Below are 13,568 nucleotides of genomic sequence, written 5' to 3'. Positions count from 1 at the left end.
TTTAGAATGTAAGGGCAGCACCGAGTTGAACACTTCTTGTCAGAGGCTGTGCCACACCATATGAGGCGGCGTCAGCCTTGTCGAGATGGTCTGCTGTAAAGAGGTCTGTGCCACGAACATAGAGTTTGACATTGTTGATAACGCTGAGTTTGTTGAGCAACGACTTCGGCAGATTGTAATAGAGTTCCACGTAGCGGAGCTTGATATAGCTGCGGTCGAACATGTTCAATGTGCTGTTCAAGTCGTTGTTGGCATTGCTTGTCGTAGAGAGACGCGGGAAGAGTGCACTCTCTGTATTGCCACGCTCTGCCGACCAGGAGTTCTCATAGAGATACTGTGAGAGGGTGTTGGTGGCAACAGCTGAGCGGTAGAGGCCGTTGGTTGTCATGAATCCAGTCCAACGACCCACGCCCTGGAACATTGCGTCGAGACCGATGCCCTTGTATTCTGCTCCGAGATGGAAGTTGTAGTAGATGTCAGGAGCTGTAGTGCTGTAGCCGATAGCCTTGCGGTCATTGGCGTCGATGATATTTTCGCCTGTTAGGTCAACATACTTCACGTCACCGGGATAAACCGTTGTGAAGGACTGCACGGGATAACCCTTCTCCGTCATTTCTGACGTTGAGATGATACCGTCGCCATTGATGTCATCGCTCTTCTGGAAGAATCCATTGGCAACATAGCCGAAGGCCTGTCCGTAGCAGTGACCGGTGGATGCTGTATTGGCGTAGAGCTGTGGAGCCTCTGCCTGCTCCTTAATGGTGTTCTTGTTGAATGTAAACGATGCACCGACATTGATGGTGAGGTCAGAATTAATCTTCTTGCTGTAGTCGGCAGAGATTTCAAAACCTTGTGAGTTGACTACACCCACATTCTCGTATGGAGCACCAAGACCGAACACGCTGTTGTAGCTTCCGGCTGTAGAGCACCAGATGTCGTAGCGATGCTGATAGAAGTAATCCAAAGATACATTCAGACTGCCGAAGAGGGTTGCGTCGATACCGACATTAAACTTGGTGGAACGCTCATGACCCAGCGACTGAGTGGGGGCTGTTGACAAATAGGTGTTGCCCCACTGTGTTCCTGTGTATGTGGCATCGAACGGATAAGATGTTCCGTTCATCAGATAGAACTGGTCGTAATAGGTCCACACGTTGCTTCCGGGAAGCACATCGAGCGACTGGTTACCAAATGAAGCGCGGAGCTTGAGGAAGTCAACCCATTTCACATCCTTCATGAACGACTCGTTGGAGATATTCCATGCGGCAGATACATTGGGAGAGAAAGCCCACTTGCTGCCAGGAGCCAAACGGCTTGAACCTGACTCAACGAGGGCAACGTCGAGAAGATACTTGTTGGCAAAACCGTAATGGGCGAAGAGAGATATGTTATGACGATAGACGGTGGTGTTTGTACCGGTCTGGTCGTTATACTCATAGTCATACTTCAACTGTCCATATACATTATGCTTCTCGGCAAATGTCCTGTCATAATTAATGGAGCCATTGAAGATGCAACGGCGAATCCAAGAGTTGTTGCCAGATGCAGTACCCATATTAGAGTCAGTACCTTGAACGGAAGACAATGAAGCATTGCCGTCGGATATCACATCGCCAGCGTTTGACACCTCATAGTAGCTATAGCGATAGGTCTTAGAGTGATTCTCATATACATTCGACCATGTGTCATAACCAATCTGTCCCTGGGCACTCAGTCCTTCGGTGATGGCCGAGAGATCCTGCACAAGTTGTACGTCGGCATAGAGGGCGCGCTGGTGATTCTTGTAGTAAGCGGCAGCCTGGCTCTGTGCTACGGGGTTGTTTGTTGTATAAACAGTGTTACCACCCCATACTGCATCGTTTACCTTCACGGGGAAGGCATTTGCGGGCACCTGATATATCATCGACCAAAGGTTGGCCTGTGAACCCGGCTGCGACTGCTCGGTGAGCAAACCGTAGAGATGGGTGTGCAACTTGGTCTTAGGACTGAGGTCGATATCCATGTTCGAACGGAGGGTACCACGGGTGTATTTGTCCTGTGTTGAATAACCGTCGTTCTGGAAGTTCTTGATGAATCCCTTGTTGGTAAGCAACTGTACGTTGGTATAGTAGCGGAAATTCTTCGTACCACCCTTGAACTCCAGGTTAAAGCGGTCGTTATTGGAGACATTGCGGAATGTCTCGTCAGCCCAGTTCACATTAGGATAGTAAAGAGGGTTGGTGCCGTTCTTATAGGCATTGATAACAGCGTCACTATATGCCACATTGCCTGTACTTCCCTGATTGCGGTAAGCCTCATTGACAGCCGATGCGTATGTTGCAGCGTCAGCCATCTCGGGTTTGTTGGTGAGGAATGAGAACACGTGGTCATAGGTGAATGTGAACGACTTGGTGTTATACTGTCCGTGCTTGGTGGTGATGAGCACTACGCCGTTGGCACCCTTGTAGCCATAAAGTGCTGTGGCAGCGGCATCCTTAAGAATCTGAACGCTTTCCACATCCTCTGCAACCACATTCTCAATGGCACGCTCCACACCGTCAACAAGAATGAGTGGTGTGTTGCCGTTAAGCGACTGAAGGCCTCGGAGATAAAATGTAGGATTCTGGGATGCATAAATACCAGAACCGTCAAGGCTGACGAGTCCATTACCTTGTCCCAGTATGTTATTGCCGATATTGCGTGCTCCACGCTTGTTGACATCCTTTGTAGAGATGACACTGACGGCAGCTGTTGACTGCTCACGAGTGAACAGGCGGTTGGCACCAATGTCAACGGTCTGATCCTTGTAAGCCACGGAATCAATGATGTCTGACTGTGCCATTGCCGGCAGGCATGAGCCTGCGAGCAATGTCAGCATTATGATATTCTTTGTTTTCATATTCGAGTTCATTTATTGTTATTATTCCCAACCTGGGTTTTGAACAAGACCATATTGCTTATTGATTTCTGCCTGTGGCAGCGGTGCGAGCAACCACTTCTTTACCTCGTCGCTCTTCGGGTCCTTGTTCCAAAGATAGCGGCTGTTGCCTGTAATTGGCTTGATAGAATTGAGGAAGAAAAGAGGCTGTGTGGATGAAGCATCGTTATCGCGGTCGGAACCTACCCATGCCACGTGGCGGCTCTCGAAGACAGTACCCTTCTGTATCATACGGTACTGCATAATGCCGTGAAGCTGCTTGGTCATCCAGTCGGTGCGCTTCAGGCGAATCATATCAAACCAGCGGGCGTTGGTAAGACCAAGTTCGCGAACACGCTCGTCGAGCAGTTCCTCCATGAATTCAGTTGATGTCTCGCCATTACCAAGGGTAACTGTTGCTGTTGCGGCGGCAGCGGCTGTAGTAGCTGTATAGTCTTTGGTCTTGCGCCATGAAGAACTTGTCCATACCTTTGCCATTGTTGGAAGACCAACGCGTGAGCGTACGATGTCAACCATCTGCACTGCCTTTGCAACATCTGGATTAGAACGCATCACGAGAGCCTCGGCATACTGGAGATAGAACTCTGGCAAAGAGAGAGCCACCCATTGTGTCGGGAAACGATAAGAGTCGGCACTCTCGTCTTTGGTATATACTCCAGTACCAAGATAGTACTTGTTAAATCCATATCCCGAACCAAACATGGTATTCTGCTGAGTGAGTACACCTGTACCTCCGTCATTACCATTATACCACAACTCCCAAGGATAACCTTTCATGGAAGCGTCAGTCCAGTCGAGGTTCATGTTCTGACCATTCACAATACACTCCTCATAGAGGCGCGGGTCACGGGTCAGTGTTGTGTTAATCTGACGACCATCTGCAGGAACGTCACCACTTACAAACATGGTATGCAGAGACTTTGCTTGACGTGTGATGGCACCTGTAATCTTATTGGTCGTGAAGTTGCTCACTGTATATTTTGTAGTACCATCAGTCTGTGCCTCTTCAGTAATTTCAGGTTCTGTTGCCGAATTCTTGTAAGTCTTCTTTGCAGCATTCTCCCAGTTAAACGGTTCACCGTCATTCCAAGAGAACTTCTCCACATATTCGTGAGTAGGACAGTAAGAGTTACGTGGAACTGACTTAGAATACCATTCATGCCATCCGTAACGTGCAGTTGACATTGGGTCGTTACCATACACGCGTACTGAATGAAGAATCTCAGTAGATTCGTGCCGGAAATATCCCTTACGATATGCTAGACGATAATAAGGCACCTTCTTAGCTGCTGTATTTGCGGACGAAGGAATGACAGCCTCCACAATCTTGTACTGTCCATTGCTCTGAAGTGCGTTATAGAAATCATCGCAAGCCTTTGCAAACTTGTCCCAACGCTCCTGATATTTGGAGGCATCGGTGTACATAATGTAAGGTCTTACCTCCTCTGATGCGCCAGAGTAATAAGGTTTGCCATCCTTAGGATTGAGCAATGGAGAAGCGGCAAACTGCAACAGCTTGCATTTCAGAGCCATAGCTCCTGCCTTTGTCCAACGACCGTTCATTGTAGCAGGGTTAGAAGTTATCCATGGGAATGCACTCTCGTTGATGGCACTGTCGAGCTGACACTCCATCCAGTCAACACATTCCTCTACACTATTGCGGGGGAACTGATTTGTTACCTCACCAGTCTCCAATGCATGATCCATGATTGGAATACCACCATAATGCTGGAAAGTGTTGAAGAACGCGTCAACCATCAGACAACGAGCCTCAGCCTTCAGGCGGTTCTTCTCCTCCTGCGTCATATCTGCCTCGGGAGCACGGTCAACGTTTTGAAGGAAGATGTGAGAGGCACGAATCATATACCACTGATACTCCTTATCGTAGGAGTAGAGAGGACCGTCGAGTCCGTCGGAACGGTTGGTGGTGGCTGTCATGGCACCAGTATAGTACTGTCCGTAAACGGCAGCACCGTTCCAGAACAGATGCCAGCAGTCGGTAAGACCGTCAAACTTACCAGTGTATGGATTACCTGAGTGGGGCATGTTGGCACCACCATTGGCGTATGGCAGTCCGTAGTACTGCTTGGAATATATACCTACAAGAAACTGTCGGGTATATTCTGCATTGTTGAATACAGTATCAATAGTGGCAGTGGAGCTGGTGGCTTTGTCGAGGGCTGCATTACCCACGGCGATATTGTCGGTACAAGCCATGAAGGTTGCACTTGCCGCAAGCATTGCCACTGCACTACGTAATAATATATTGTGTTTCATTTTGTTTGCTTTTAAATGTGTTACCTTATTATATTAGAAGCCGACGTTCAGACTGATTGTATATGTGCGCTGAAGCGGGTAAGAAGGCGAATTGGATGCTCTTGTCTCAGGATCACCCCACTCATAGGGAGTGAGAGTAAAGAGGTTGTAACCTGAGAGTGTCACCTCGCACTTTGTCATACCAATCTTCTTAAAGGCTGGATTGATAAAATCGTATGATAATGAGATGGTCTTCAGACGAAGATACTTGGCATCCTTCTCCCAAAGGTCTGAACCGGCATAGTTCTGCACAGCGTTGCTCCATGTGGCACGTGGATAGAGCGCATTGGGATCTTCGTTGATTTCAGGTGTCCATGTGTCGTTCACGTGGTAAGAAAGCAGACCTCCCTGTGTGGTATTGGAAGAACAGAAGAACGGCTGGCGGAACACGTCGGTGATATAACGTGACACGTTCCAGGCACCAGTAAACTGTGCATTGAAGGTAAGGCGCTTCCAGTTGAATCCGAAGGTAAGACCTGCCATGTATTCAGGATCATCGGTAAATCCGTTGTCGCGGGTCATGTCGTTCTGGTCAATCTTTCCGTCTTGGTCGAGGTCAACATATACGCAGTCACCAGGCTGCAGGTTGGCAACAAGCTGGGTCGGGAACGGGCTGCCGAAGGTCTGCTCATATTCGGCCTTGGTCTGTTCACCCTCATAGTACTTCCAGAACTGATACATTGAGCGTGCACCGATACGATGACCACGTGCATACATGTACTCGTTTTTCTGAGGAGTCTCCTTCATCTCGATAATCTCGTTCTGGTTATAAGACAGGTTGAGCTTACTCCAGAAACGGAAATCCTTGCCTATCTTGTCGTTGTAGCTGAGAGAAACTTCCCAACCCCAAGACTTTGTCTCACCGGCATTGGTGTAAGGCATTGTGAAACCAATAGTGGAAGGAACAGTGTAATCGCGTACAAGAATGTCTGTACGGTGCTCACGATAGTAGTCGAATGTCGCCCTAATCTTGTCATCGAAGAAGTTGATGTCGAATCCATAGTCCTGCTTGAAGGCCTTCTCCCAACTGATGTCGGGGTTGTTCTTGGCAGACTCATAAGCTCCTGCAATACCATCAATTCCAGATTTTTCTCCCGGCTGTCCATTACCGAAAAGGTAGCCATAAGTGTCGGTGAAAGGCGATGTCAGACAGTTGGTGATAAGTCCGTAAGAACCAGTGATATACGGGTCGGCAAGATACATGAATCGGATTGCATCAGTGGTTTTGTCATTACCTACGAGACCCCATGATGCACGCAACTTGAAGAAGCTGACTACCTTGGAGATTGGCTTCCAGAATTTCTCCTCACTGGCAATCCATCCGATAGAACCTGCGGGGAAGGTACCGAAGCGACGACCTGGGGCGAAGTTCTCCGAACCATTATATCCGATATTAAACTCTGCAAGATACTTGTTGGCATAGTCGTATGTCACACGGCCTACGAGTCCAACGTAAGAACGTGGTACATCAGGATAGGATGAACCAGAGTAATAGTACTGCTTTGACTGGTTGTAGAGCAAGAGTCCATTAACGGTGTGCTTGCCGAATGTGCGGGAATAGTTAACGCTTCCCTCAAGATACCAGTCGCGTGCCTTACCCTGCGAATAACCGTAAGAGGGGTCGGTGTCGTTTCCGTTCTGTCTATATATTATATAAGGTGTACCGTCGGGATTTAGGATTACTTTGCCTGCCTCGTCATACTGCACTAGTGGGTTGTATGTAGCAACGCCGCAGTTGCCCTGCTTGTTTACGGTAAAGGCAGAGTTGTAAGAACCCTTAATCTTTGCCGAGAGTCCCTTGGTGATGAAGTCGAGTTTCTGGTCGAGAACGAGGTCCATCTGCAGCTTGTTGACGTTGGTCTGCATAAAACCATTACCATAGTATGCCATACCGGAGCCTCCAAGGAAAGGCAAGTTAAGGCCGTCGGTATAATCGGTGGTACAATATACCATCTTGCCATCAACGATACCTGGGCTTGAGAACGGTGTGGCATAATAGATGTTCTTGATCATACCGCCAGAACCCTGGCCTGTGTATGGTTTGTCGGCATCGTTAACGTTACCTGCCACGTTGAACGAAAGTGTGGTGGTCTTAGTGGCCTTAAGGTCGAGGTTACCACGGTAGTTGAAACGCTGATACTGATAACCATAGTTATATCCGCGGTCGAACTCTTTGAACAAACCATCTTGAGAGTAGTAACCAGCTGAAATAAAGTATTTCACACGGTCGGTACCACCGGAAATATTGAGGTTATGCTGCTGCTGGAGTGTAATATCCTTCATGATGTAATCAGCCCATCTCGTATTCGGGAAACGAATTGGGTCAGAACCATCCTTGAACTTCTGGATGATAGCATCTGAGAAGCTGGGGGCGAAAGCATTTTCAGCCATATAGGCGTCAACGCTGCCGAAAGTGCCATTGGCTACAGCCACATTTGCTCGCTGCAGATAGTCGTTGTAGGACATCTGGTTGTAGAAGTTGGCATACTCGTAAGAACTTGCCTGCTCAACCATCTTTGTTGGTGAAAGTGCTGTCCATGATGTTGAAACACTAATCTTTGCCTTGCCCTCAGAACCGCGCTTTGTGGTGATGAGCACAACACCGTTGGCACCGCGCACACCGAACACGGCAGTGGCGGAAGCGTCCTTAAGAACAGTAACACTCTCGATTTCATTCGGGTCGATATCCGCCATCGTACGCTCTACACCATCCACCTGGATGAGAGGAGCTGAGTCACCCCATGTGGCTTTACCACGCACGAAAATCTCGGCGGCGTCGGAACCAGGCTCTCCTGAATACTGCACTGTGGTGACACCTGAGAGCTGACCACCAAGCACGTTGTTGACTGAACCCACAGATGTGCGCACCAGGTCTTCGCTCTTCACACTGGAGATGGCACCCGTCACGGTCACCTTCTTCTGCACACCATAAGCCACGACTTCCACACCCTGAAGTTCGACACCTGCCGATACCTTCAGCTGTACGCGCATACCTTGCTTAGCCACAACGATGGCCTCGTCGTAGCCAATGTAGGTGATTTTAATCTTTTGGCCTGGTTTGACATTAATACTGAAGTTACCGTCGAAGTCGGTAACTGTTCCCTGTGTGTTTTTACCACCCAATGCAAGAATGGTAGCACCAATAATGGGTTCGTTGTTTTCATCTACAACGGATCCTTTGATAGCTGTAGACTGCTGTAAGTTTAGAACTTCTGCCCTAAGATTACCCCCACCCAATGGAGAGAAAGTCATTGCGGCAAATGCTACTGCAAACTGCACAACAGGCTTCACAATAAACTTGTTTTGTTTAATCATATTCTAATAGGTTTTTTCTTTTTCTATCTTAGCACTACACGTTTTATCGGCGTTGATTCAAGAAATTGGTGCAAAAGTATTAATATATATTGATTTATAACTTTAGTTTTTGGTTTGAAAACCTTATTTTTTGATTTAGGTCTATTTTTTCTGCGAATTTTATATAATTTTAATACAATAGCACCAATCCTGCCATGGCTGAATAGCATATCATGCGTATGGGATTAATCTTAATGTAATAGGTACCGACGAATGTGGCAACAAACAGGCCACAGCTTATCCAGAAGCGCCAGGGATTGACAGTTGGAAGACTGAAGTTTTCGGGAGTCATCAGCAGTAATGTGGCAGCTCCGAGCAAGCCAACAACCGCCGGACGCAAGCCTTTGAACACATTCTGTACAGTAGGCGTGTTCATGTACTTAAAGAACATGCGGCTGATGAGAATCATGATAATAAAGGAGGGCAGCACGAGGGCAAAAGTGGCTGTGGCACTGCCCAGTATTGACATCATGTTGCCATAACCCGCATTATGAACAGCGGTATATCCGCAATAAGTGGCAGAGTTGATGCCTATTGGCCCTGGTGTCATCTGGCTGATGGCCACTATGTCGGTAAACTGTGCCGTGGTCATCCAGTGATGGTGATGAACCACCTCTCCCTGTATGAGCGACAGCATGCCATAGCCGCCGCCAAAGCCAAACAGCCCTATTTGGAAAAAGGTGACAAACAATAACAGGAATATCATATCAATTGGTATCTATTTTTCCATAAAGATAGCCACCGAGAGCGGCTAATATTATTATTATAATAGGTGAAACGCCGAGAGCCCATATTGCGAACGCACTTGCTATCGGTATCCAGCAGTTGCTCCACCCAATCCTTGCACTTTTTGCCATGTTGAACGTCGGCACGGCAATAAGGGCCACCACGGCAGGCCTTATACCGCGAAACATCGCTTCCACTACCCTATTGTCCTGGGCATGGCGGAAAAACATGGCAATGAGAAGAATGATGAGAAAAGAAGGCAGGGCAGTGCCGAGTGCCGTGACTATGGCCCCCTTCACCTTTTTCATCTTATAGCCGATGAACACGCTGAGGTTGATGGCAAAGACTCCCGGTGACGACTGTGCAATGGCCACCGTGTCGACAAAGTCTTCCTTGGTAAGCCATTGTTTCTTCTCCACCACTTCCGATTCTATAATAGGAATCATGGCATATCCACCGCCAAGGGTGAATATGCCAATCTTAAAGAATGTCTTAAAGCTCGTTATATAAAAATTGTCCAAAACAACTTTCAATTTTCAATTCTCAACCTTCAATCTTCTCCTCAATCCACTGTCGTGCATTGACAAATGCCTCAAGCCATGGAGTGCAGTCATCCTGACGACGTGAACGCGGATACCAGCCACTCTGCCATGGGAAGATGGCACGCTCGGGGTGAGGCATCATAGCCAGGTGACGACCGTCGTCGCTACAAATGCCCGCCACGTTATAGTCTGAGCCATTGGGGTTGCCAGGATATTCCGCATAGTTGTATTTAGCTATCACGTTGTAGTTGTCCTCTGGCTGTGGCAGATAGAAGCGGCCTTCGCCGTGGGCTACCCATACGCCGAGCTTGCAGCCGCTGAGCGAGCGGAGCATCACGCTGTTGTTGCGTGGTATGGTGAGCGTAAGGAACTGGCTCTCAAACTTCTTTGAGTTGTTGTGGCAGAGGTGGGTCTGATACTTATGGTCAGGATTAATGAGGTTCAGCTCAGCCATAAGCTGGCAGCCGTTGCATATACCGAGCGAGAGTGTGTCCTCGCGGGCATAGAACTTGTCGAGAGCCTCCTTAGCCTTCGGGTTGTAGAGGAAGGCGCCTGCCCATCCCTTTGCCGAGCCAAGCACGTCGCTGTTGGAGAATCCTCCGCAGAACACTATCATGTTGATGTCCTCCAGAGTCTCGCGTCCGCTGATGAGGTCGGTCATCATCACATCCTTCACGTCGAACCCAGCGAGATATAGCGCGTATGCCATCTCACGGTCGCCATTGGTACCCTTTTCACGTATGATGGCTGCACGTATTCCCGACATACCCTCACGGTTAGGCGTGATGCCAAGCTGTGCGAACGAGCCGTCGAAGTCAGAGCGCATGATCATCTCCACTGGCTGCTTCTTATAGTTGGTGAAGCGTTTCTTTGCCATGCCGTTCATGCTCTGCTGCTGGTCGAGCTTGTATGAAGTAGAATACCATGTGTCGCGCAGTGCCTCTATGTCGAAGTCGTGGCTCCAGTCGCCAGCCACCACTTTAACGGTGCGCTTGTGAGGAGTAGGATAGCCTATCTTTGCGAATGCCACACCCTGCTCGTCGAGGTAATTGCGGAACTCCTCGTCGTGTTCGGCAGAAACCTCCACCACGATACCGGGGTTCTCTGCAAACAGGGTCTTCACGATATCGCCCTTGCATATCTCGCTGAGGTCGATATGCATACCACCTTCTATATTTGCGAACGTCATTTCGAGAAGTGTGGTGATAAGACCTCCGGCGCTGATGTCGTGACCACAGTATATCCATCTGCGGCTGATCATCTCCTGCACAGCGTTGAACGCGTCGGCGAAGTATTCGGGGTTCTTCACTGTCGGCACGTCGTCGCCTACCTTGCCAAGACTCTGTGCGAAGGCAGAACCTCCAAGGCGCTGCTCGTCGAACGAGAAGTCGATATAATAGAACGAAGCCTTCTTGTCGTTTACCATCACCGGACCGATGACCTTTCGTACGTCAGTCACCTGTCCGCCACTGCTTACTATCACTGTTCCCGGCGCAATCACCTTCTGTCCGTCAGGATACTGCTGCGACATCGAGAGCGAGTCTTTTCCTGTAGGCACATTGATATTGAGGGCGCAGCAGAAGTCGCTGAGAGCCTTCACTGCACTATAGAGTCGTGCGTCCTCACCTTCCTGAGAGCGGCAGGGCCACATCCAGTTGGCAGAGAGGCTTACTCCGCTGAGTCCGTTTACAATGGGTGCAAACACGATGTTGGTGAGCGACTCAGCCACTGAGAGCACCGAACCGGCTTCAGGCGATGCGAGTCCTGCCTGAGGGGCATGGCCGAGAGCAGTGGCTATACCTTGCTTTCCGCGGTAGTCGAGCGAGACAACACCACAGTCGCTCAGAGGCAGCTGCAGGCGGCCCTGACACTGCTGTCGTGCTATCTTACCGGTCACGGAGCGGTCCACCTTGTTTGTAAGCCAGTCCTTGCAAGCCACAGCCTCAAGCTGTAGCACACGGTTGAGATATTCGTCTATCTTGCTGCTGTCGTATTCCACATCTTTATAATGACGCTCCACGGTGGTGTCCACCATGACCGTCTTAGGCGAATGGCCGAACATCTGTGCCACGTCGAGGTCGAACGGGCGAACTCCATCAGCCTGCTCGAACGAGAAGTGGGCGTCGCCGGTGGTCTCTCCCACCACATACAGCGGTGCGCGCTCGCGCTCGGCAATGCGTCTCACGTGTTCGATATGCTGTTCGTCGATAAGCAGTCCCATGCGCTCCTGGCTTTCGTTGGCAATGATTTCCTTGGCCGAGAGAGTCTTGTCGCCAATAGGCAGTTTCGACATGTCAATCTTTCCTCCACACTCTTCGACGAGTTCCGAAAGACAGTTTACATGACCAGCCGAACCATGGTCGTGAATACTTACCACTGGGTTGTTGTCTTCCTCGCATAGTGCCCTTATGAGGTTGTATGCTCTCTTCTGCATCTCGGGGTTAGCTCTCTGCACGGCGTTGAGCTCGATGCCGTTGCTATATCTTCCGGTGTCCACCGACGAAACCGAACCGCCACCGAGTCCGATGCGGTAGTTGTCGCCACCGACCACCACAATCTTGTTACCCTTCTGAGGCTCTTTCTTCAGGCAGTCACGTTTTGTGCCGTAGCCCACGCCTCCGGCAAGCATTATCACCTTGTCGTAGGCATATCGGGTGTCGCCCTTCTCCTGATGTTCGAAAGTGAGCACCGAACCGCAGATGAGCGGCTGTCCGAACTTGTTACCGAAGTCACTGGCACCGTTCGATGCCTTTATAAGAATCTGTTCCGGAGTCTGGTAAAGCCATTTTCTCACTGGCAGTATGTCTTCCCAGTCGCGTCCGCCGTCAAGTCTTGGATAAGAAGTCATATACACGGCAGTACCAGCTATTGGCCATGAGCCAACTCCACCGCCCATACGGTCGCGTATTTCGCCTCCCGTACCTGTGGCGGCACCGTTGAACGGCTCCACAGTGGTTGGGAAGTTATGTGTCTCAGCCTTTAGCGAGATGACGCTCTCGATAGGCTTGGTGCGGAAGAAGTCGCTTGTAGACTGGTCGGCAGGTGCAAACTGCTCCACTACAGGTCCTTGTGCGAAAGCCACATTGTCCTTGTATGCAGAAAGTATGAGGTTAGGGTTCTCCTGTGTTGTTTTCTTTATCATCTGGAACAGGGAAGACTCCATCTCTTTTCCGTCGATAATGAATGAACCTCCGAAAATCTTGTGGCGGCAGTGTTCAGAATTGATTTGTGCGAAACCGAATATCTCTGAGTCTGTGAGCGGCCGTCCGAGCTGTCCCTCTATCTTATGGAGATATTCAATCTCCTCTGGCGAGAGAGCAAGTCCTTCCTGCTCGTTATACTCTTCGAGGTTGTCAACATGCTTTATGGGCTCTGGCTCATGCTTCACGGTGAAGATGTCCTGGTCGATGCCGTCGTACATACGTTGCAACATCGGGTCATGTTCAGCATCCTTAGATGCCACTGGGAAGTATTCCTCGATACGCAGAATGCCGTGGAGATTCATGTTTTGTGTAATCTCTACGGCATTCGTACTCCATGGAGTAATCATTTCACGTCTTGGTCCGACGAAGTATCCGTCGAGCCTCTCGCCCTCTTCAAGCTTTGCGTCGCCGTAAAGCCATGAGAGTTCGTCTATCTCACTTTGGTTGAGCTGGTGGTCAGCCTGTGTGGCTATCACGCTCTTCGATGGGGTTCTGAAAAAGAGAATCATA

The 13,568-nt window shown here is 49.4% G+C and carries 6 protein-coding genes; all 6 read right to left on the bottom strand.

Going from position 1 to position 13,568, the window contains the following annotated elements:
• Position 1: 1 nt before the first annotated feature.
• Complete coding sequence (locus CIK98_RS15710; RefSeq protein WP_094386222.1) at positions 2–2,878, bottom strand: SusC/RagA family TonB-linked outer membrane protein; 2,877 nt, start codon at positions 2,876–2,878, stop codon at positions 2–4.
• Positions 2,879–2,899: 21 nt separating this feature from the next.
• Positions 2,900–5,194, bottom strand: coding sequence for a RagB/SusD family nutrient uptake outer membrane protein (locus CIK98_RS15705; protein ID WP_094385905.1), 2,295 nt, complete (start codon positions 5,192–5,194; stop codon positions 2,900–2,902).
• Between the two features lie 33 nt (positions 5,195–5,227).
• On the bottom strand, positions 5,228–8,545 hold the full coding sequence (locus CIK98_RS15700; RefSeq protein ID WP_371683283.1) for a SusC/RagA family TonB-linked outer membrane protein: 3,318 nt from the start codon (positions 8,543–8,545) through the stop codon (positions 5,228–5,230).
• A 172-nt stretch (positions 8,546–8,717) separates the two neighbouring features.
• Positions 8,718–9,293, bottom strand: a complete 576-nt coding sequence (locus tag CIK98_RS15695) for a chromate transporter (RefSeq protein WP_094385901.1) — start codon at positions 9,291–9,293, stop codon at positions 8,718–8,720.
• Between the two features lies 1 nt (position 9,294).
• Positions 9,295–9,834 carry a chromate transporter gene (locus tag CIK98_RS15690; RefSeq protein WP_094385899.1) on the bottom strand — a complete coding sequence of 180 codons (540 nt, stop codon included), beginning with the start codon at positions 9,832–9,834 and terminating at the stop codon, positions 9,295–9,297.
• A gap of 22 nt (positions 9,835–9,856) precedes the next feature.
• Positions 9,857–13,567, bottom strand: coding sequence for a phosphoribosylformylglycinamidine synthase (gene purL, locus CIK98_RS15685; protein ID WP_094385897.1), 3,711 nt, complete (start codon positions 13,565–13,567; stop codon positions 9,857–9,859).
• Between the last annotated feature and the right edge of the window lies 1 nt (position 13,568).

The organism is Prevotella sp. P2-180, from assembly GCF_002251435.1.
Taxonomy (GTDB): domain Bacteria; phylum Bacteroidota; class Bacteroidia; order Bacteroidales; family Bacteroidaceae; genus Prevotella.
This window is presented reverse-complemented; position numbering and strand designations above follow the sequence as displayed.